This is a genomic window from Leptospira wolbachii serovar Codice str. CDC, assembly GCF_000332515.2.
Taxonomy (GTDB): Bacteria; Spirochaetota; Leptospiria; order Leptospirales; family Leptospiraceae; genus Leptospira_A; species Leptospira_A wolbachii.
Genome location: NZ_AOGZ02000014.1, coordinates 1387660 through 1408119, shown reverse-complemented (window position 1 = coordinate 1408119; position 20460 = coordinate 1387660). Strand labels below are relative to the sequence as shown.

Sequence of the window (20460 nt, the reverse complement as noted above, 5' to 3'; positions counted from 1 at the left end):
GTTATTTAAAGGAATCGATTGCTTCTTCCGTACTTTCAAATATTTGAATGACGGAAGAAATTTTTGAGATACGAAAGATTTGCCTGATGGTTTTGGATACGTTGACGATCCGCAATCCTCCACCTAACTCTGATAGTTTATCGTTGAGAGACATGATGAGCCCAAATCCAGAAGAATCAATAAAGCTAACTCCTTCCAAATCAAAGATAAACCGATGTTCTTCTTGGGACGCAGATTCTTTGATACGTTCTTTAAGAATGCCGGCATTTAACATATCTAAGTTGCCGAATAATTTCAGAACAACAATGCCGTTGAATTTAGATTCTGTATATTCCATTGAACCGGTTTGAGAATAGCTAATTTGGGGAATTGGTCAATAGATTAATTGACGAACTTATCCCATTTTTCTTCGACTGAAATGGATCTGAGGATCCGCCAAATCAGTTTGGAGCCGTTTTCCGAATTAGTCATAATGACCACTCCATACCCTTTTTCTGTATTGAAAAGGGCCAGTGACTTATGTCCCTTTGTGTGGCCACCATGGAAAAAATATTCCGTTTTACCAGTGCGGTTTAGGAAGAATCCATGAGCTACCAATGCATGAACGGTAAGGTTTGCGGCACTCATTTTGGGTGAAAGTAAATACTCTGCTGATTCTTTCGAAAGAAAATTTGATTTCCCTTGTTTTGCTTTTGCCACTTCAGAAAATAAAAGGCCTACTTCTTCTGGTGTTGTCCAAAGTCCGCCAGAGGAAAGTTCCGGTGTGACAAAGGTTTTCTGTGGAAGTATATTTCCTAGTTCATCATATCCATCACAACGATCGTCATTGATCGAAAGATTTTGGCGAAATGTACTCCTTGTCATCTGTAAGGGTTCGAATACCACTTCAGACATAAGATTATGAAATGATTTTCCCGTTCGTTCAGTTAGGATCTCTTGTACGATGCTGTAACCACCACCGGAATATCTAGATTTGGTTCCCGGTTTGTAATATAGTTTTAAGCCGTTCCCTTTGGTTGTGTTTGTATCCTTTAACTCTCGTAAGTGTTTTTTTCCAGAGTTGATGGGATCGTCCCAATTTCCCTTTTCAGTAAGCCCACTTGTGTGAGAAAGGATTAAGTCGAGATTGACAACGGATCTCCTTTTTCCTTTCGGCACAGATACTTTATATTGTTTTAGTTTTCCGATCCAGTTCGAATATAAATCTATTTGTCCTGATTCAACTAATCGTAGTGTTGCGGTCGCTGTCATTGTTTTAGAAAGAGAACCTGCACGGAAAAGTGTATGTTGGGATTTTGTTCCATACATTTTTTTCCAACTTAATCCATAATTTCTGAAAACAGCAATTCCAAGGGAAGGAACTTTTTCTTCCTTCATTAAATCTTCAATGTATACTTCGTTTGAAAGATTAGATTTCTTTTTAAGGTTTAATTTTTTAGCATCAAAAATAATTTCTGTAAGGGCCGATTTGACAGAAGATAAGTCGCCTTTACTGCTTCCATAGGGGCTAACTATTGTGATGAAGATTCTACTTTTTAAGTCATGATAAACAAAATTAGAAATTCCCTTTTCTTTGCCGTAAGTCCAATAAAAATAATCCCCAACAAACACTCCTTCTCCAAATGCAATTGGATCTTCGGATATAGAGTCGGACAAAATAGTTTTTGTGATGATTGTATCTCGAGATAGTTTGGAGATTAGTTTCGGTTTTTTAAGTTCTAAACTAAAAAGAGAAAGGTCTTCCGGTGTAGATAGAATTCCGCTATTACCAATTAAAACTTCATTTGAATCTACGGTTGTGTTTTGAAAGCCAAGAGGAGTAAAAATCTTATCTTTTAGATAATTGGAATAAGAAGTTCCTGATACTTTTTCTATGATATAGGATAACAAAAGATAGTCGAATCTGCTATACTTCCAATACTCTCCGGGAGGGAAGGCAGGTTTTAGTTTGGACTCCAAAAAAAGTCGTTTGATATCCTCGCGTTTTAAACGGGATTTTTCCGTATCAAAGTTAGGAAGAAACTCAATAATTTTCGGTAATCCTGACGTATGGCGTAACAAGTGACCTATCGTGACCTTTGGATAGGGAAACCATTTTAGATGTTTTGAAACCGGATCAGTTAAAGAGATTTTTTTTTCTTCTTCCAATATGTGGATCGCAAAGGAAGTAAATGTTTTCGTTGATTCACCTAACGGGAAATTATGTTTCTTGTAAAGTTGGTATCTTTTTCTTTTTTTGCCTGCATAATTGGATTCTCGAAAGAGGATGTTATCATCTTGAGAGATAAGTACAACACCCTGGAAACCTTCTTGTTTGATTTTCTTTCTGATTTTTTCTTTTGTTTCTTCAGAAAAAGAACCAATTCCGGACTCCGTACAGTTAATAATGAATAAACTGAAAAGAAGCCCAATGATAATCCGGAAATGCATAATTATTTTTAGAGGTTTAGTCTCTTTTGATTAGACTTGGGTGGTATCCAACTGGTGCATCAAATCCTAAAAGATCCATCATAGTGGCTGCAACATTGGCTAGCCCTTTTTCTTCTAAGTCCTGATTGAGCTTGATTTTTCCCTTGGGATCATAAAGAACAAATTGCACTGGGTTTAATGTATGGCTAGTTTTTGGAACAGGTTTTCCGTCTTTAGATGTCTCGGCCGTTCCTTTTTTGGTGAGTTGGTACATTTCGTCCGCATTTCCATGGTCAGCTGTAATACATAATACAGTGCCGGTTTCATCGCAGATTTTTTTAACTCGCTCTAAACATACATCTAAATATTCCAAACCTCGAACAGTGGCATCCATATTTCCCGTATGCCCCACCATATCTCCGTTAGCATAATTGACTCTTAAAAATGGAAATTTATGAGATGTCAATGCAAGCACCAAATTATCGGTGATTTCCTTTGCTTTCATTTCAGGTTTTTGGTCGAAGGGAATGATGTCTGATTTTACTTCTTCGTAAGTTTCCAAAGTTTGATTGAAATATCCAGACCTGTTTCCGTTCCAAAAAAATGTTACGTGTCCGTATTTTTGAGTCTCAGAAAGAGCATACTGAGCAATACCTTCGTTGGCAAAGTATTCGCCCATAGTTCGATCAATCGTTGGAGGAGCAACTAAGTATTGTTTGGGGATAAATAGGTCTCCGTCATACTGCATCATCCCTGCAAATTCAATTTTAGGGAATCGTTTTCTATTGAAGTTGGTTAAGTTTTCTTCTGTAAAAGCTCTTGAGATTTCAATTGAACGATCACCTCGAAAGTTAAAAAACACTACGGAATCATTGTCTTCTACTTTACCAACTGGTTTCCCGTTTTTATCACCGACCACAAATCCGGGTAAATACTGATCGATGACAGCAGGATTTTCTTGTCGAAAGGTTTCAATTGCTTCTTTTGCGGATTTAAATGTTCGGCCCTCTCCTTCAACATGGTGACTCCAACCTCTTTCCACCATAGACCAATCGGCATCATAACGATCCATAGTGAGTTCCATTCGCCCACCACCGGATGCAATGAGAATGTCGAGACCTTGTTTACGATAAGCATCCAAATATTCTTCAAAAGGGTTAAGGTAGTCTAACGCTGATTTTTCGGGAACATCCCTTCCATCCAAAAGGATATGAAGTCTTATCTTTTTAATATCTTCTTTGATGGCATTGTCTATCATGGCTCTCAGATGATCAATATGGCTATGAACATTTCCATCGGAGAACAATCCAAGAAAATGAAATGTAGATTGATTTGATTTGCAATTGGAAATTAACTTCTTCCAAATGGGACCCGCAAACAAACTTCCATTCTCTATTGATTGAGAAACTAACTTGGCTCCTTGGTCAAAAATCCTTCCTGAACCTAAAACATTATGACCCACTTCCGAATTGCCCATATCATCATCACTAGGCATTCCCACGGCAGTTCCATGTGCTTTTAATAAAACGGTGGGGTGAGTTTTCCAAAGTCCCTTTAAGACAGGCATTTGGGCCTTGGCAACGGCATTTCCGTTTTCATATCCTTTTTCTGTAAATCCAACTCCATCTAAGATGATGAGTAAAACTTGTTTGGTCAATGAACCGTTTGGATTTTTTTTAAGAGTTAACATAAATTAGATTCCCCTGTCTTTTTCCACTTTGAGATTTATTGAAGATTTTGCAACTGGAAGATATCAAATGGTGTTAGTTCGACTGAACTTGGTATTGGATTGAGAAGTACGTTCCCAAGATTAGAATCGTAAACATAAATTCCCGGTCTGGTGAAATCCGTAGATCCAACCAACAATTTACCTTCCTTTGTCAGTAATAGTCCCGATAGACTAATTCCAATATTTCCGGGAATTTCCAATAGTGTTCCAATACGTTCGCCAGTTCTCGGACGAAAGGCTTGGACTGTTTTTGTAAATCCTGAATCAAGGACAGCAGCAAACCCCAATTCTTCATTTTTGATTTGGAAAGCGAGGATATCTCCCCCGGCTGTTTCTTCTGCAAAAAGACGATTGGGATGAAATTGTCGATTGCTCAAACGAAAAGCAATAATCCCTGCATCGATTTGAGAAATAAAACCAACTCGTCCCACACAAGAAAAAACTAAATGAGGTTCCCCAAACAAATTTATTTTTTGAATTTTGGAACTTGGATTTCTATACGGAAGAGTATAAACCGCCCTGATTTGATTTAGATCCATATCGATTTCCACAAGATAGGAATCAGAGTTAGGTGGTAAATATCCAGATGCATCATTTCTATCTAATCGTTGCAATAGTATAAATAAACTTGATCCTTCCTGAACCATATAAGAAGACTCAACCGAACTATCTGGAATTCCAGACGTAGAAAAAGTTTCTCGAATAGATGTAAAAGAAACCCCTCCAATTTTCGTACCATTGGCTCTGGAATAAATTGCCAATTCATCTGAATTATAAAGACTAACAAAATACTTATCATTCCAAACAGAAATGTCTTGCGGATTTTTCCCCTGGCCAACGCTAAACTCTTGTTCGTTGGTAAATCCGAGTTGAGGATTTAATACTTGAATGCTGTCACGATTCAAACGATTGACAATAAACACTCTGTCATTTGTGTATCTTCCGACGGCATCGGAATGGATTGGAATGGAAGTAGGGAAGGTTGTAAATGAGTTTGGTTCGAAAGTTTTAAATCTTCCGCCGCTTGCAAAATCAGAAGTGACAACACCTACGGAAGTGGGAGATGCGGATAAAAATAAAAATTGAAAGAGGTTTGGTTTCTCAATTTCCAGTTGAGTGCATTGTAAGTGAAAAAATGCACAGAGTAGAATGAACCGAAAGCCATGTTCGGGATTTATGCGTTGTTCGTTTAACCGTGAGTAAGATTTGCAGGAAGTTTGGATCCAATTCCTGGTGGGTAACAGCTGTATTACGTAAATATCCCGCATGGTATTATATACGAAACTTGGAAATCTTGCTGCGAATAAGTGTATTGCGTATATTTCCCGAAGAGTTTTATATCTGAAGCTCAAATATTTTCCCGCAAATAACCGCATTGCGTTTAAAAACCGACAATACCATGAAAGCCTAGATCCAACAATTTTTGTTTTCATTAGAATCGGTAACTCCCTGTAAAATAGTAACTGCGGCCGGGTAGGGGATATCCCACCAAGTCTTCCACTCGTTTGTCTGATAGGTTACGAACTTCAAAACCTAAAATCAATTCGTTTCCTGTTTCCAAATTTTTATAAGGTACATACTGAATGTATAGGTTCCAAAACTGTCTCGCAGGCAAATAACCTAAATATTCATTGGTTCTATCGCGAAAATTGGCACCGATGTATTGGTACTCCAAACCAATTTCTCCAAAGTCTTTGAAAAAAGAAAGTAAAACACTCCCTTGGCTTTTGGAACGAAGGGGGAGATACTTGCCGTTTAACGCCGGTGATTCGGAGTGGTTTTTTGCATCTTGGTATGTATAATTAAAATTAAATTTGATTCCTTTATTCCAAATCACATTGTGACTTGTTTCTAAACCGCGAATGAGAGCTTGGTCCACGTTTTCCGGCCTGAGTGTAAATTGTGAGTTTGGCAAGAACAGAATCATATCATAAATTCGTTTTTGAAAAAGGGAAACGTCGGATTGTATTTTCCAATTGGTATAGGGCTTCGTATGGAGATAAAATCCAAAATCGCCATTTCTACTTTGTTCTGGTCGTAACTGAGTATTCCCTACGATACTTCCGCGTTCACCGAATAACTCTAAAAAGGTGGGAATTCGAAAGTCTTTGCTAATATTGGCTAATGTCCCCAATTCTAAATTTTCTTTTTTGATCCAAATGATTTTAATTCCAAAACTTGGGTTGGTGAATGCTTGTTTTACATAAAAAACATCACTGAGTGGATCGAGCAATTGGTTTCGAACGCCTGATTCATCCTTTCCGAACCGGTCCGTATATCGTTCCCACCGAACTTGGGGAACTAAAAAAAGTCGGTTGGAAAAAAGTCTGATTTCGTCTTGAAAGGTAGCGCTCAAAGTATCACGACGTTTTTTGGGTTCTTTCCTTTCCGTTTCGTGATTGTAACGTTTTTCATATCTTGTGAAAAACTCTTGTTCTGTTTGAAAAGAAGTTCGAATCACTTGGTTGTAATCTAATAAATAGAATGTCGGTGTTAGTTGGAATCCGTATTGGTTCGTTTTGGTAAATGCGTTAGGTGTTCCGTAACTAAATTCTGACTTAGGATCGAAGAAATCATCTTTGGAAAAGTTGCCATAAGTTTTTGTTTCTAGTGTTAGGTTCTGGAATAGGAATTCATTGGTTTCTGTTGTGATGGCAGTAGAGAGTTTACTAAAAACACGTTCTACGGCTACGGTCTGTCTGTTTCCTGGACCGGGTAACCCTTGTTTTCTGTGGATGTAATCGTTTAATAAATTGACTTTGGTTTTTCCAAATTCAAAAGAAATATTCCCAGTAAATCCTGTTTTTCTAAATTGTGCATTCCGGCGAGTGTCAATGGAATCATCGTAGGAATTAAATAAAACAGTTCCTTTGTTGTTGAGATAACTGAAGTTTTGGTCAGAAGTTTCCTGGAGTGCCTGTATAAAATAAGAACCACCAACAAATTTGTCCATGTGGGTAACAGTCGCTTTTGCAGTTTTAAAACTTCCTCCCATCAAATTGATTCGAGTAATTGGTTTATCAATTTTAGATTTAGAAACTAAATTAATGGAACCTCCAATCGAAGATCCAGAAAACCCGGCAGGGGTTCCCGATTTATAAATTTCTATTTTTTCTAAATTGTCAAAGGGGAGATCGGCCAAATTGATTTCGCCACCCATAGAGTTATTGATTGGAACGCCATTCCAATAGATTTTTGTTTGGTTGGGGTTGGTTCCTCTTAAAGAGAGAGTAGAATAGGAACCAAGTCCGCCATATTGTCTGACTCGAACACCTGCTTCTCGGTTCAATACATCAGGCAAATTCATATAACGCGTGTTTGTTTGTGATAAATCAATTTCTTTTTGAAATCCAGTCGGGTTTTTTGCAAAATTAGAATTTTTTGACTGGTTATCGATATTGGCTCGAATCTCTACCTCTTTCGGGTCTTTGTTTTGTGCGAGAAGACTTATGGGTCCGAAACTGAGACAGAGGAGAAAATATAATTTGAAATTAGAAATCATGGAGCCGTATTTTCTCGGTACCTGCCAAACTGGAGCATGAAAATTGAGTGTCAATTCCCTAAAGGAAAAAAGCATTGTCCCCATGAAGCATTACGACGTATTCGGCGTAGGGAACGCCTTGGTAGATATCATTGCCTTTATTGATCCCAATTTTTTACAAAAACAAAATATCACTAAGGGTGTGATGACTCTAGTGGATGAATCCAGACAAGGTCAAATTCTTGCCGACCTTCACGATGAAAAGAAAGAACTTCGTTCGGGTGGAAGTGCCGCAAACACAATGATTGCCATTGCAAACTCTGGTGGAACTTGCTGTTATACGGGAAAAGTCACTCATGATACTTATGGTGAATTTTACAAAAAAGATATGGAAGATGCAGGTGTTTTATTCGAAACCACTCCTGATGTTAATGGTCATACGGGAACTTGTGTTGTATTAACAACACCTGATGCCGAAAGAACTATGCTTACCAATCTTGCGATTTCGACATCACTTGCACCTAATGATATCGATGTGGATAACCTAAAAAAGAGTAAGTTTGTTTATGTAGAAGGTTATTTGTGGGATGGCGATTCTACAAAAAAAGCAAGTGAACTCACGATGAAAGTGGCAAAGGAAAACAATGTAAAAGTTTCTTTTACATATAGTGATCCATTTTGCGTAAATCGATCTAGGGATGAATTCATTCACCTAACAAAAGAATATGTGGATGTTATTTTCTGTAACACAGAAGAAGGTTTAGCACTTAGCGGAGCAAAAACAGCAGAAGAAGCTGTCGAGTTTATCTCCAAACTTTGTCCTTTGGTATTTATGACTGCGGGAAAAGAGGGCGCTTATGTTGCTGAAAATGGAACCATTACTTTAGTTCCTGGTTTTCCAGTAAAACCAATTGATACAACGGGGGCAGGCGATGCGTTTGCGGCTGGAGTTTTGTATGGATTGACCCAAGGGTATTCTTCACAAAAATCGGCTCGTTGGGGTAACTATGTTGCTTCTCGCATTGTTTGTGAAGTTGGTCCTCGATTGTCTGTCCGCCTTATGGGAAGACAAGAAGAGATATTGGATGGGTTCAAAGACAAATAAGATTAATGATTTTTTTTCGAATCTTCCCAAGGGGTTTGGATTTTTTCTGCAATCTCAAGGGGGGCAAAAGGTTTTTCAATCACACCAATGCCTCCCCTTTTCTGATATTCCAGAATTTCATTTTTTAAAACACGAGAAGTCATAAAGGCAACGGGAATCTCTTTTGTTTCTGGAAAAATTTTTAACTCTTCAATGAGTTCCATTCCATTCATACCAGGCATAAGTACATCTAACAAGATTAAGTCGGGTTGCAAAATTATCGCTTTTTGTAATCCTTCCGGACCGGTTTTTGCAAAACTTACCTGGTAGGGTGAGTTGAATTCCAAGGCAATTCGTAGTATTTCCACAATATCTTCTTCATCTTCAACGATTAACACATGTTTTAAGGTAGAATCTGTCATTGGTTGTATCCAGAAGGAACGAATCCGGGTTTTACAATTGGAAATTCAATTGTAAAAACAGTCCCTTTGTCATCTGACGTAAAAAATATTTTACCTTTCATTGCTTCTACAAAACCTTTTGTGATTGATAACCCAAGGCCTGATCCTCCCACCAATTTATCCTTAGGCGGTGCCCCTTGTGCAAACCGGTGAAATAATCTAGGTGCAAAATTGGGATCAATTCCTGGTCCATTGTCTTTTATCAATATATGCGCGTGAGTGTCCGTGGGGACTACAGTGATATATACTTCTGAAAACTTAGGTGTATATTTCACTGCATTTGAGATGAGATTAGTAATACAATGGTTCAACCTGTCTTCATCTACATAAACAGAGGTAGATGCAAAATTTTGATCATAATTTAATAAAACATGGTATTGTTCTGCGAAGGTTCGCATTCCATCTACAGAACTTTGTAAAATTTCTTCTAATCGGTAGGTACGAAATTTGAAATTGATATTTCCAGAATCCAAAGCTTCAATGTCGAGTAGGTCTGTGACAAAACGAACGAGTCTTTGAGTATTTTTGCGGCAAATGTTAAGTAAGGATTTCGTTTGATTCGAAAGTTCTCCTGCAACTCCAGCAAGTAACAAATCAATGGAACCTTTAATAGAAGTGAGAGGGGTTCGCAATTCATGGCTTACCAAACTGATGAATTCATTTTTTAGAGCTTCAGCTTTTTTTCGCTCAGTAATATTACGAACAATGGCAAGAACATCTTCCTCGCCAGTTTTTGTGAACCGGGCTTCAAAGTATTTTTCGCCATCGTAATCTTCAATGGAATATTCGTAAGTTTTTGTATCCCCAGTTTCTAAAACTTGTTCTAGTATGGATTCAATTTCGGAAAGTTTTCTGGTTGGAAATAGATTTTCAATTCTTGTGAATTGGGCACTTCCTTCATTGTGAGAATCCCAACCTTTAAAATCAGGAAATTCTTTATGATCAATGACAGATCCATCTTTACGAATACCGTACAATTTGTCCGGAAGGGAACTTAAGATTGCTTTGTTTTTGATGAGAACTTGGCTATAATTGTCTTTGGCATTTTTTTCAGAAGTAACTTCCGTTGCAATGATGATGGTAAAGTTTTCCTGCGGGAAAACTTGTGTATCAAACCATCCTTTGGATTCCAAAAAGAATTCTCCATACCGGAATGTTTCCTTACTTTCGATGGCATAGGCCAATTTTTTACCAAATTCGGTCGCCTCAATGTTTGGGAACAAATTCCAAATGCTTTGCCCGAGCATCTCACTTGCTGATTTTTCCACCATCGCCTCTGCGGCAGAATTCACGTAGGTGTAATTTCCATCCTTGTTCAAGATAAAGACGGCATCGGAACGGGTTTCCAGGATTTTGTCGAGGTATTGGGGGACAAATTTGTGCCAATTCTGTTGCAGAAGTTGCTTTGCATCAAAAAAGCTGTCTTCATCCTTGAAAAAGCTTTTGATTTTTTCCAGAAATTCATTCATAGGTGCAGGTATACGAAAACTAAACCAGAGTTATGATTCAAGTCAGCAATTTATCAAAATTTTACGGCGAAAAACGAGCCATCTCAGGGCTTAATTTCAAATTAGAAAAAGGCGAAATCGTCGGTCTTTTGGGACTGAACGGCGCAGGGAAAACCACTACCATTCGAATCCTTACCGGGTATTTGATTCCTAGTGCGGGGGATGCATCCATTGACGGAAAGTCTATCTTTGACTTTCCTTTGGAAGCCAAACAGAAAATAGGTTATTTGCCAGAGACGCCTCCTCTCTATGAAGACATGACGATCACAGAATACCTTACATTTGTAGGTAGAATCAAAAAAATTGAGGAAACCAAACTTGGTTCTGAAATAGAAAAGGTTCTTTCAAAAACCAACATTACAACTGTTAAAGATAAGTTGATTGGTACTTTGTCTCTCGGGTATCGCAAACGTGTGGGAATTGCACAGGCAATCCTGGGTGATCCTGAAATTGTCATTATGGACGAACCCATTTCAGGGCTTGATCCGAAACAAATTGTTGAAATTCGCAATTTAATTCGAAGTTTGGCGGGAGATCATACCGTTCTCATTTCGAGCCACATCCTAACAGAGATTTATAAAACTTGTGATAAGTTTTTATTTTTACATAAAGGAAGTCTCAAACAGGAACTTTCTTTGTCTCGTTTAGAAGAAGAAATGAATCGACTTGCCGGATGGGAAGTAGGTCTTTCTGGGAAAAGTGCAGATGAACTTCACACCTTCGTAAAATCAGTGATAGGTGAAGGTGATACTGTGGTTGAACTCGGAACCAATAAAGAAGAAATTCAATTTTTAGTACGAACCACAAATCAGAAACAATTCAAAGAATCTTTGTTTTCCAAAGCATTGGCTTCTGGAATTCAAATTGAATCTTTAAAAAAACAAGAAGTGTCTTTAGAACAAATTTTTATGGAGAAAATATGAACTGGCAATCGGCTGTTTGGATCTATAAAAAAGAATTACGATTATTTTTTGGAACTTATATGGGACCTTTAGTTCTCGGGGGAACTGCATTTTTAAATGCGCTTTTCGTAATGATTTTAAATTTTAACGGGACTGCAAATTATGAAATTGCAACCTACATCACTTTCATTTCTTTTATGACAACAATTCTCATTGCAATGGTCATCATTTCTATGGGATCGATTGTGGAAGAAAGAAATAAAGGAACTTTAGAATTACTTTTTACCTCTCCCATTACTGATTTGGAAATTGTATTTGGTAAATTTTTGTTTGGTGTCACAGTTTGTGGAATCATCACCATCTTTATTAATGGATTGTTTCCTTTACTTCTTTATTCCTTTTGGAAGGCACCATTTTATATGGTCGCTTCCGGTAGTGTGGGAGTGTTTTTGTTAGGTGTATTTACTTTCACGATTGGGATGTTTGGTTCCAGTCTTGGAAAAAATCAAATGATATCTCTTTTGATATCGGTTCTTATCATTTTGACACTTTGGGTAGTTGGATATTTTTCACACCTATTCCAAGCAACCACAAGAAAGGTTCTCTTTCACTTGCATATATTTTCTCACTTTGCTGCTTTTGCAAAGGGTGTAGTTCCATTGACTGGAATTGTTTTTTTTCTAAGCGGAACATTTTTGTTCTTATATCTTACCGTAAAGGTCTTGGAATCCAGGAGATGGAGGGGATAGACCATGTTTTTAACAGCAGATCGAGTTTTACCATTTATTAGTTTACTTTCACTTTTCGCCTATTTCCTGTTCGATGGAATGGTCGTAGATCCCAAAAAAAGAATTTTCTTTTTCGGAGTGGTCTTTTTATTTTTAGCATCGGATACCATCGTTCGTGCTTTTTCCAAAGGATTACGAAAGGAAGATCGGAATCGTTATATTGCTGCTGGTTTTGGAATCGGTGCTTTTTTATTATCGGTTTTACGTGATTTTCTGGATTTGAAACCGGTAGCTGGATTCAATGAGGAAGTCAGTGCGATCCCCAAAGTTCGAGAATTCTTATTACTTTGTGTAGTTCTCCTATCCATTGTATTTTTACTCCAAATCATTTTACTGGAGATTGGAAAATCTTCTTTGGAAGCACAGAGTAATTTGGCAAAATCCAAAAGTTCTCTTTTACAAAATGCCGTTTTGGGTTTTTTGTTTGTTTTGCCGATTTTAGTGGCGGTTAATTATTTTGCGATTAAACGAAACTATAACTTCGATTTGAGTAGCCAGGGGAAATTTTCCCTTTCACAAATTTCAAGAAACCTAATCAAACCAATCGCAAAGGATGTTACCATCACTGCGTTTTATCCTCGTCCTCTGGAAGCCGATGGTCCAGCAAATGGTGATAAACTGGCTGCCTTTGCGCTTACACGAGTTCGTCCTGATATTGAAATTTTATTGGACCAAATCAAAGCAGAAAACTCTCACATTACCATCCAGTTCATCAATGCGGATGTGGAAGTGGATTTGCTAAAAGAATTTGGACAGGTTTCCAATGGAACCATCTTTGTTCGTTCAAAGAAACAATCACTTTTGACATCAGGAACTCCTTTTGCAGAAGAAAGAGTCATTGCTAAAGAACCTAAAGATTTGGAAGATCTAGAACGTAAGTTAGTGGGTGCACTTCTCAATGTCACTACCGAACAGAAGAAAGTTTATTTTACAGTCTCCAATGGTGAACGATATGGAATGTCTTTTAAAGCTCTTCCGAATGAACAAGTGAATCGATTTGTTTCTTCTTTACAGTTTTTGAATTTTAAAGTGGCAGAGCTGGGGTTTGCTCAAGGTTGGCCATCCAAGTTACCAGAAGATGCTGAAATGCTTGTGGTTCTTGGACCTACAGTTCCCTTTTCTAAAGAAGCAAAAGAAGAACTCACAAAATTCGTTTTGGAAAAAAATGGAAAACTTCTCATCACCATGGAACCGAAAGGAAACGAAGATTTTAGTTGGTTACTTGCCTCTGCCGGACTAAAATTTAAATCTTCTCAGTTAATTGAAAGAGAAGAAAAACCAGGATTTGTTGTAGCAAAACGTTTTCCAGACCACAGACTTACCGACTTACTTCAGAAAAAAGATATGGGAGTTTTATTTCCTTACAGCGGTTATTTGGAAACAGATACAACGATTCCTTCTCCTTATGCATTTAAGTCGGAGACTTTACTTGAGTCTGGGTTTGAAGCATATTCCGACGAAAACAAAAATGGAAAATTGGATCCAGACGAAAAAAGAGAAAGTAAAATTCTATCCATTGTGCTTACACCAAACTCTCTTACGAATGAAAAAGCGGGGAAAATTATTTTACACACAGGAACTTCTTGGGTGACAGACCAGTTCATTCCGTACGCTATGAATTCTCAATTTTCTACAGTTTCCATCACTGGTTTGTTTCAAGATGTTGCTGTTGCCGAAATTCCTTTAAAAAAAGAAGAACTTGATACCATATCGTTATCAGACAACCAAAAGTTAATCGCTTGGGTGATTGGAGTGTTTTTATTCCCTGGATTCATTTTGGCAGTGGGATCTTACTTTGTATATGCCAGACGAAAGGGTTCCATGATTGAAGTATGAAACAGAAAATTAGTTTAGTTGTTTTAGCCTTTGTTGGACTTTTTTTACTTTTTTATTGGATGGAAGACCATCCAGAAAATATTTCAGAAACGAATTATTGGAAAGAAGATTGGAAGTCCATTCAGTATGTTCCCCCTAAAGCCGATTGGTGTGGGATAGCGGAGCCAAAGTTTGCAGAAGAAGTTATGGTGTTTCGTAAGATCCCTCGTGGTTGGAACCAAACCCCCTTATATACGGTGACTTCTATAAAAGATGGAAAAACCATTTCTTATGAAGCCAATTATAATGTTAAAAACAGTTTTTCGGAACTCAGTGTTCTCAAAACAAAATTGATCGAAAAATCGACTGCAGACATTCAAAAGTCCTATTGTTTAGGAGAGAATTCTCCTTCTTTAGCTTTATCAGAAGAGAATGGTTCTACGATTGAATTTTCAAAAGACAAACAGTTGTTTTTTGGTAAAAAAATTGGATCTGACGAAGGACGTGTGTCTGTTTTAGTTCATGAGGAAATCATTGCTCCCTATAACTATTTGATCGAAAAGTTCCGCACTCCCGCCACCAATTTCCGCGAAAAAATGTATATAACATTTAACGATGGTTATCTTAAGGATTTTTCTTTTTCTGGCCAAATTGTCAATGTAAAGGCTGAAAACCGAGCCAAAAAAAACCAATACAATGTTTATGTGAATGATTGGAGTCGGACTACGGGAGAGAGGATTGTTTTGCCACCGGATGTGGGAAACCAATGGGAGTCGGTGGTGAAAGGTTTAAAAGTGGAATTTTATTCCGATGAAGTGGGTGCCCCTCAGTTTCCGGAAGTATCTCTCACACAAAACCCGGAAGCTGTTTTGGATGTGGTCCAATCGGAAGGAATCAAATTTCGACTCTCCTTTTACCCTTTATGGGAAACCGATTCGGGAAAATGGAGACCAGTTCGTAGGGAACTTGTTCCTTATTTTTCCGAGACTGTCACTTGGATCAAAGAAGAAAGCTTCCAAAATTTGGTGAATGCAGTCATGAAAGTGAAAAATGCTTCCCGTTACGAGCGTCCCAACCAGAAAATCCAATAAGGTGCAAAAAGTTTCTACAGTCGCATCTCGGATGGAAATGATCCGAGATTTATTCTATTCTCCCATGTCCGCCTTTGAATCCTACTTTCATAAAACGGACTTAGGTGGTCGTGATTTATGGTTGGCCCATCTCCAGCTCATCCTACTAGCACCTGTTGCCAAATTTATTGGTAACCTGATCCAAATCCTATTGTTCAAAGTTTCCACGGTAGATGAAGAAACAAGACTTACCTACACCCAAGGAATGGGGACTTTATTCTTTTTTTATTTAGGATTCTATGTTGTAGTCAGACTAGTTGATAGTTTTCGGATGTATCACCAAATGCGCGACCGAACCAAAGATTGGGAAGGTCCCGAACCTCATGTATTTATGATCTCCTTTCTGCCGTTTACTTCCACAGCAATCTTTTGGATCTTTCCGGCTCCCATCCCCTTGGCAATGTTAGGTGTTGGTTTTCTCTATTCATTACATTTAGCTTATTATTATCTGTCTCATAGAAAGGAATGGACCTCCTTTGATTTTTTATTTTTTCTAATGAAGGTAGTTTTGTTTTTTTTGGTTCTACTTTCTGTTCCTCTATTTGTATACAATCTGGTTAGGACGGTACTCTTTTGAAAATCTTTATGGTCGGCATTGGTGGGATTGCTATGGGCAATTTGGCTTATATGCTCAAACAACAAGGTCATGATGTATCAGGTTCGGATCAAAATCTTTATCCACCTATGTCCGACAAGTTGGTAGAGTGGGGACTTTCACCTAAATCTGGTTATCGTAAAGAAAATGTAAAAGGTTCCGATTTAGTTATCATTGGAAATGCGATCTCTCGTGGGAATCCTGAAGTAGAAGAAGTTCTAAATACCGGAATGGAATACATGAGTATGGCGCAAGCGATTGGAACTTTTTTTCTAAAAGGGAAAAAACCCATCGTGATCTCAGGGACTCACGGAAAAACAACCACTACCTTTTTGACCCATTGGATTTTGGAATCCATCGGACTGAAACCCGGCCTCTTTGTAGGTGGAATTCGAAAGGATGGATATCCCGGATTTGCACTTGGGGAAGGGGATTATTTTGTCATCGAAGGAGATGAATACGATTCTGCTTTCTTTGATAAAAGTTCCAAATTTTTACATTATAGACCTTACTACTTAGCAATGAATGCTTTGGATTTTGATCATGCTGATATTTTTTCGGACTTAAATGCAATTAAAACCATGTTCAAACGCCTGTTAAATTTGGTCCCTGGTCGCGGTAAGGTTTTTTATTGGAAGGGTTCCAAAAATCTTGTGGAGATTACCAAAGAATACAAACACGCTCCTGTGGAATCCTTTGATTTAGGAGATAAAAATTCCATTTTTAAATACGAAAAAGGTGTTTTGTCTGAAATTAGAACTAAGGCCAAATTAAAACCATCTCTCATCGGTTCACATAACTATCGCAATGTGGAAGTGGCTGTACGTATTTGTTTGGAAATTGCTCCTCAAAAAAGAAAAGAAATTTTAGAAGCAGTAGAATCTTTCCCCGGTGTGAAACGGAGACAAGAAAATCTTTTTGTCTCGGCTTTTAGTTTACTTGTAGAGGACTTTGCCCACCATCCCGTTGCCATCCAAGAAACCATCAAAGCTCATAAGGAAGCTTATCCAGGATATAAAATCATTTCTCTCTTTGAACCAAGGAGTGCCACTTCCCATAGAAATGTATTCCAAGATGATTTTGCTAAATGTTTTAAAGGAAGTGATGTAAGTATTGTTACCGAAGTCTACCAAGTGGACAAGGTAAACAAATCCCTTCGCCTGAACGTAAAAAAGTTGGTGAAGGATATCACAAAGAATACAAAGAAAGAAGCTTTGTATGCAAAAGATCCCAAAGAAATTCCTACTCTCTTAAAAAAGATTCTACCAAAATTCCAAAAAGATAAAGTCATCATCCTTGCGATGTCTAACGGTGCCTTTGGTGGAATTTATCCTGAATTAAAATCATTAATCCAAATGCGAGAAACTGTATGAGCCTATCCCAAGAAATCGAATCTTTAGTCAAAGAGGCTGAGTCTGTTTTATCATCTGCGACTTCAGAACAAGAATTGGATTCTTTCAAAAACCAGTTCCTTGGTAAAAAAGGAAAACTCACTTCTGTTTTAAAGGGTCTTGCTTCCCTTTCCGTCGAAGAGAAAAAAACAGTCGGAAAACAGGCAAACGAAGCACAAAGTAAACTGGAGAGTTTTGTAGAAACAAAACGATCATCCTTAAAAGAAAGTTTTTATGAAAATCAATTGGGCAAAGAATTTTTTGATAGTTTGCGTCCGCTTGCTTCTAAAGAAAGAGGGAGCCTTCATCCCATTTCCCAAATCCAATACGAAATCGAAGATATCTTTACCTCCATGGGATTTTCAGTCATGGATGGACCCGAAGTCGAAACAGATGAAAACAATTTCGGTGCCCTAAACTTTACCGAAGACCATCCAGCGCGTGATATGCAAGATACCTTTTACACATCTGACGGAAACTTACTCCGAACTCATACTTCTGCCATTCAGGTTCGTGCTCTTCGTAAATTAAAGCCACCATTTCGTATCATTGCACCAGGTCGTGTGTTTCGTTATGAAGAAGTGGACGCCTCCCATGAAAATACTTTCTACCAAGTAGAAGGGATGGTTGTCGGAGAAAATATTTCTGTGGCTCATTTGATTTATACGATGGAGACACTTCTTTCTCGTGTGTTTCGTAAAGAAATCAAAACAAGATTACGCCCTGGTTACTTTCCTTTTGTGGAACCTGGTTTTGAACTCGATATCAACTGTTTGGTTTGTAACGGGGATGGTTGCAGTGTGTGCAAACATTCGGGTTGGTTGGAGTTACTTCCTTGTGGTCTTGTACATCCGAATGTTCTCGAATCAGCAGGACTCGATTCTAAAAAATGGACTGGGTTTGCCTTTGGTCTTGGCCTGGATCGTTTGGTGATGATGCGCTATGGAATTCATGACATCCGGTATTTCCAATCGGGGAATTTGCGTTTTTTAAAACAGTTTTAAGTCGGAAATTCGGTCGGAGTGAGTTGGGATATTATGGATTCTTAATGATTCCAAAAGCCCAATCAAATGCCTGTTCTGCTAAAAAGACTGCTTGCTCATATTCATTTGATAGTATCTCTTCTTAATCACCAGGATATCTAGTAGAGACAGCATAATCAGTGAGAATCGTTAGTTCTTTAAAGAAATCAGGTCTGTTGATTTCAACTGGTAGACATGAATTAACCAAACATCTGGTAAGCTTGGGTCTTCAAGCTGCATAAAGTTCTATTCCATCTTTGAGAGCATGAAAATAGATTAAATGGTGGGACTTCGAATATTTTTCTAATGTATTCTCTGTTGCCACAACAAAATCATATGAGATATTTATGTTTTCAATGTTTTGATATAAGAATTGAGCAGTTTTTCTTTTATTTGTACCATCTGGCATAATTACCAAAATATCGTAATCACTGGAATGATTGAAATTGCCCTTTGCTCTTGATCCAAAAAGAATTATTTTAAGTGGATTTACAAGTGTAACGATTTGAGCCTTTAAATTTTGTAAATCTTGATCCATAAGTCAAAAAATAATCTAAAGATCGAAAAAATCAAGTACCAAAAGCCCAGAGAATTCTCTTCCCTGGGCTTTTTCTTAACCCAACAAAATGGCTTGGATCTTTCCCTCTTTCTCTTGGAACTCTACTTTGGATTTTCCAAGTTCCAATCCCTCTTTAGAAACAATCTCTACTCCATCTTTTGCAAAAAGGTTGGTAAGGACCATCTCTCCATTTTCTTTTTTTGAACAAACGATGAGATAAGGAGGTTTTTTCTCTCCTCCCGGATTGAAATAGATGGTGCTTGCAGTAAGAATGATTCCTTGTTCTCCTACTTTGGGACTTGGAACATTGACTTCTAATGGCTTTAAGGCCATTGGTTCTCTGGTCACAGATTCTGGTTTCTCTTTTGCAAATATAATCACTGAGTTGATGCTATCAATCCCACCATTCCCACCCAATAAACTTACCTTAGGTGGGGTTGAAAGTTTTTCTGGAATGGGATCTACGGCTAAACCATACTGGCTTGCTACATCCACAAGACCAGTGGCACCAGAAAGAGCCATGGCTGCTTGGTAGTTCAAAATCCCCCCACCTAAATTGATCGGAATCTCTCGTACTCCATTGGAGATTTTGCCTTTGCGAAGGGAGGTGGCTGTATCTTTTGGAGATACTCCAAAATACAATCCTGCTTCATGGATGATCATTCCTGTAAAACAATCATAAATCCAAGCATATTCAATGTCCGATCGTTTGAGACCAGAGGAAGCCACTGCTCTTTCGCAAGCAAGGGCCGCAGGGCTTTTTAAGTCCTTCTTTTGGATAAAGTATTCTGCATGGGCACTTTGACCGGAACCCACCAAATAAATATGTTTTGCATCTTTTTTGATAATATTGTTGTCGATTAACTTCTGTTTCATGAATTCGGAAGTCACGAGGGTAGCAAATCCATGGTCGGTAACAATTGCGATCATAGGTGTACTATAAACACCAGAAAGAGGTTTTTTTAACTGTTTTTCTGTCAGTGGCTTTTGGTATTGGAAAGCACGGGGATTGATTTCTGCCAACTTTCGAAAGTGTTTTGTGATTTCTTCCAGGTCTTCGCTAGTTACGCCGGTATCAAACATCATTCTTTCACATAACAAGGAATAGAGGCCGATAAGTGTTGCCCCATAGGGCATTTCCCAATCTTTGTGACATACTGTGGCTGTGAGTCGTTTTAAATCAGATATCTGTTTGAATACAGATTTAGGGACGTCGGCAGCGGCCACAAGAACTACGGCATAAGGATTGGCTTTGACTATGGTATGGGCTTGCCCGATGGCACCACCCACACTCGCGCCACCCAAATCTACAGTATGGCAGGCAAGCCCACCAAAACCCATATCGTTTGCATCTTTGACAGTGAATCCATACCCTTCGCGGCCTAGAGACTGGGCTTCAATCGAAACAAAGTCAGTGAGGTAGGGTGCCAGTGAGGAACGATCCGTTCCCAAAAAACTAAAAAGTTTATCTACGGAACGAAAAAGTAGGGAATGGTATTTTTCTAAAGGAGAAAGGTTTTTATAAATTTCCGAATCAAATTCCGATTCGATGGTGTCGCTGACACCGAGTAAAATTGGGTCCATAC

At 38.2% G+C, this 20460-nt stretch carries 17 protein-coding genes and 1 pseudogene; 8 read left to right on the top strand and 10 right to left on the bottom strand.

Features of this window, described 5'->3' with window-relative positions; translation table 11 throughout:
• Position 1 precedes the first annotated feature (1 nt).
• The 5 genes from LEP1GSC195_RS11990 to LEP1GSC195_RS11970 form a co-directional block, all read right to left on the bottom strand.
• A complete protein-coding gene (locus LEP1GSC195_RS11990) occupies positions 2 to 337 on the bottom strand; it encodes an STAS domain-containing protein (protein WP_084597408.1) in 336 nt (111 codons plus the stop codon).
• A gap of 44 nt (positions 338 to 381) precedes the next feature.
• The gene (locus LEP1GSC195_RS11985) at positions 382 to 2430 is read right to left on the bottom strand and encodes a serine hydrolase domain-containing protein (RefSeq protein WP_015682611.1); all 2049 of its coding nucleotides are present in this window, start codon (positions 2428 to 2430) and stop codon (positions 382 to 384) included.
• A gap of 16 nt (positions 2431 to 2446) precedes the next feature.
• Complete coding sequence (gene gpmI / locus LEP1GSC195_RS11980) at positions 2447 to 4099, bottom strand: 2,3-bisphosphoglycerate-independent phosphoglycerate mutase (RefSeq protein WP_015680823.1); 1653 nt, start codon at positions 4097 to 4099, stop codon at positions 2447 to 2449.
• Between the two features lie 35 nt (positions 4100 to 4134).
• Positions 4135 to 5406, bottom strand: coding sequence for a hypothetical protein (locus LEP1GSC195_RS11975; RefSeq protein WP_232227779.1), 1272 nt, complete (start codon positions 5404 to 5406; stop codon positions 4135 to 4137).
• Between the two features lie 164 nt (positions 5407 to 5570).
• A complete protein-coding gene (locus LEP1GSC195_RS11970) occupies positions 5571 to 7640 on the bottom strand; it encodes a TonB-dependent receptor plug domain-containing protein (RefSeq protein ID WP_015682206.1) in 2070 nt (689 codons plus the stop codon).
• A gap of 82 nt (positions 7641 to 7722) precedes the next feature.
• On the opposite strand from LEP1GSC195_RS11970, the gene LEP1GSC195_RS11965 reads away from it, so the two are divergent.
• The gene (locus tag LEP1GSC195_RS11965) at positions 7723 to 8724 is read left to right on the top strand and encodes an adenosine kinase (protein WP_040506682.1); all 1002 of its coding nucleotides are present in this window, start codon (positions 7723 to 7725) and stop codon (positions 8722 to 8724) included.
• A 2-nt stretch (positions 8725 to 8726) separates the two neighbouring features.
• Here the strand turns inward: LEP1GSC195_RS11965 and LEP1GSC195_RS11960 are convergent, their stop codons facing one another.
• Positions 8727 to 9125, bottom strand: coding sequence for a response regulator (locus tag LEP1GSC195_RS11960; protein ID WP_015681180.1), 399 nt, complete (start codon positions 9123 to 9125; stop codon positions 8727 to 8729).
• Positions 9122 to 10633, bottom strand: a complete 1512-nt coding sequence (locus LEP1GSC195_RS11955) for a PAS domain-containing sensor histidine kinase (RefSeq protein ID WP_015681790.1) — start codon at positions 10631 to 10633, stop codon at positions 9122 to 9124. Before LEP1GSC195_RS11955 ends, LEP1GSC195_RS11960 begins: the two co-directional genes overlap by 4 nt.
• A gap of 32 nt (positions 10634 to 10665) precedes the next feature.
• On the opposite strand from LEP1GSC195_RS11955, the gene LEP1GSC195_RS11950 reads away from it, so the two are divergent.
• Genes LEP1GSC195_RS11950 through pheS form a run of 7 tightly spaced genes read left to right on the top strand, consistent with a single transcriptional unit; the run spans position 10666 to position 18297 of the window.
• Complete coding sequence (locus tag LEP1GSC195_RS11950) at positions 10666 to 11595, top strand: ABC transporter ATP-binding protein (RefSeq protein WP_015682460.1); 930 nt, start codon at positions 10666 to 10668, stop codon at positions 11593 to 11595.
• On the top strand, positions 11592 to 12323 hold the full coding sequence (locus LEP1GSC195_RS11945) for an ABC transporter permease (protein ID WP_002971699.1): 732 nt from the start codon (positions 11592 to 11594) through the stop codon (positions 12321 to 12323). Before LEP1GSC195_RS11950 ends, LEP1GSC195_RS11945 begins: the two co-directional genes overlap by 4 nt.
• A gap of 3 nt (positions 12324 to 12326) precedes the next feature.
• Entirely contained in the window at positions 12327 to 14198 is a 1872-nt protein-coding gene (locus tag LEP1GSC195_RS11940; protein WP_015682790.1) for a motility-associated ABC transporter substrate-binding family protein, read from the top strand.
• Positions 14195 to 15268, top strand: a complete 1074-nt coding sequence (locus tag LEP1GSC195_RS11935; protein WP_015681466.1) for a restriction endonuclease subunit S — start codon at positions 14195 to 14197, stop codon at positions 15266 to 15268. Before LEP1GSC195_RS11940 ends, LEP1GSC195_RS11935 begins: the two co-directional genes overlap by 4 nt.
• A gap of 1 nt (position 15269) precedes the next feature.
• Positions 15270 to 15884 (top strand): hypothetical protein, encoded by a 615-nt coding sequence (locus tag LEP1GSC195_RS11930; protein ID WP_015681992.1) that lies wholly within the window; start codon positions 15270 to 15272, stop codon positions 15882 to 15884.
• On the top strand, positions 15881 to 17275 hold the full coding sequence (locus LEP1GSC195_RS11925) for a UDP-N-acetylmuramate--L-alanine ligase (RefSeq protein WP_015680756.1): 1395 nt from the start codon (positions 15881 to 15883) through the stop codon (positions 17273 to 17275). The genes LEP1GSC195_RS11930 and LEP1GSC195_RS11925 overlap by 4 nt, the downstream gene beginning before the upstream one ends.
• Positions 17272 to 18297: a phenylalanine--tRNA ligase subunit alpha gene (gene pheS / locus LEP1GSC195_RS11920; protein ID WP_015681270.1), complete on the top strand. Its 1026-nt coding sequence runs from the start codon at positions 17272 to 17274 to the stop codon at positions 18295 to 18297. The genes LEP1GSC195_RS11925 and pheS overlap by 4 nt, the downstream gene beginning before the upstream one ends.
• A gap of 31 nt (positions 18298 to 18328) precedes the next feature.
• Here pheS and LEP1GSC195_RS20025 read toward each other — a convergent pair.
• From LEP1GSC195_RS20025 to LEP1GSC195_RS11910, 3 genes and pseudogenes are all read right to left on the bottom strand, one after another.
• A pseudogene (locus LEP1GSC195_RS20025) lies at positions 18329 to 18508 on the bottom strand (HEPN domain-containing protein); the annotation flags it as partial.
• Positions 18509 to 18544: 36 nt separating this feature from the next.
• A complete protein-coding gene (locus tag LEP1GSC195_RS11915; protein WP_015681885.1) occupies positions 18545 to 18853 on the bottom strand; it encodes a nucleotidyltransferase domain-containing protein in 309 nt (102 codons plus the stop codon).
• A gap of 75 nt (positions 18854 to 18928) precedes the next feature.
• Complete coding sequence (locus LEP1GSC195_RS11910; RefSeq protein ID WP_015682241.1) at positions 18929 to 20458, bottom strand: thiolase C-terminal domain-containing protein; 1530 nt, start codon at positions 20456 to 20458, stop codon at positions 18929 to 18931.
• Positions 20459 to 20460: the final 2 nt, after the last annotated feature.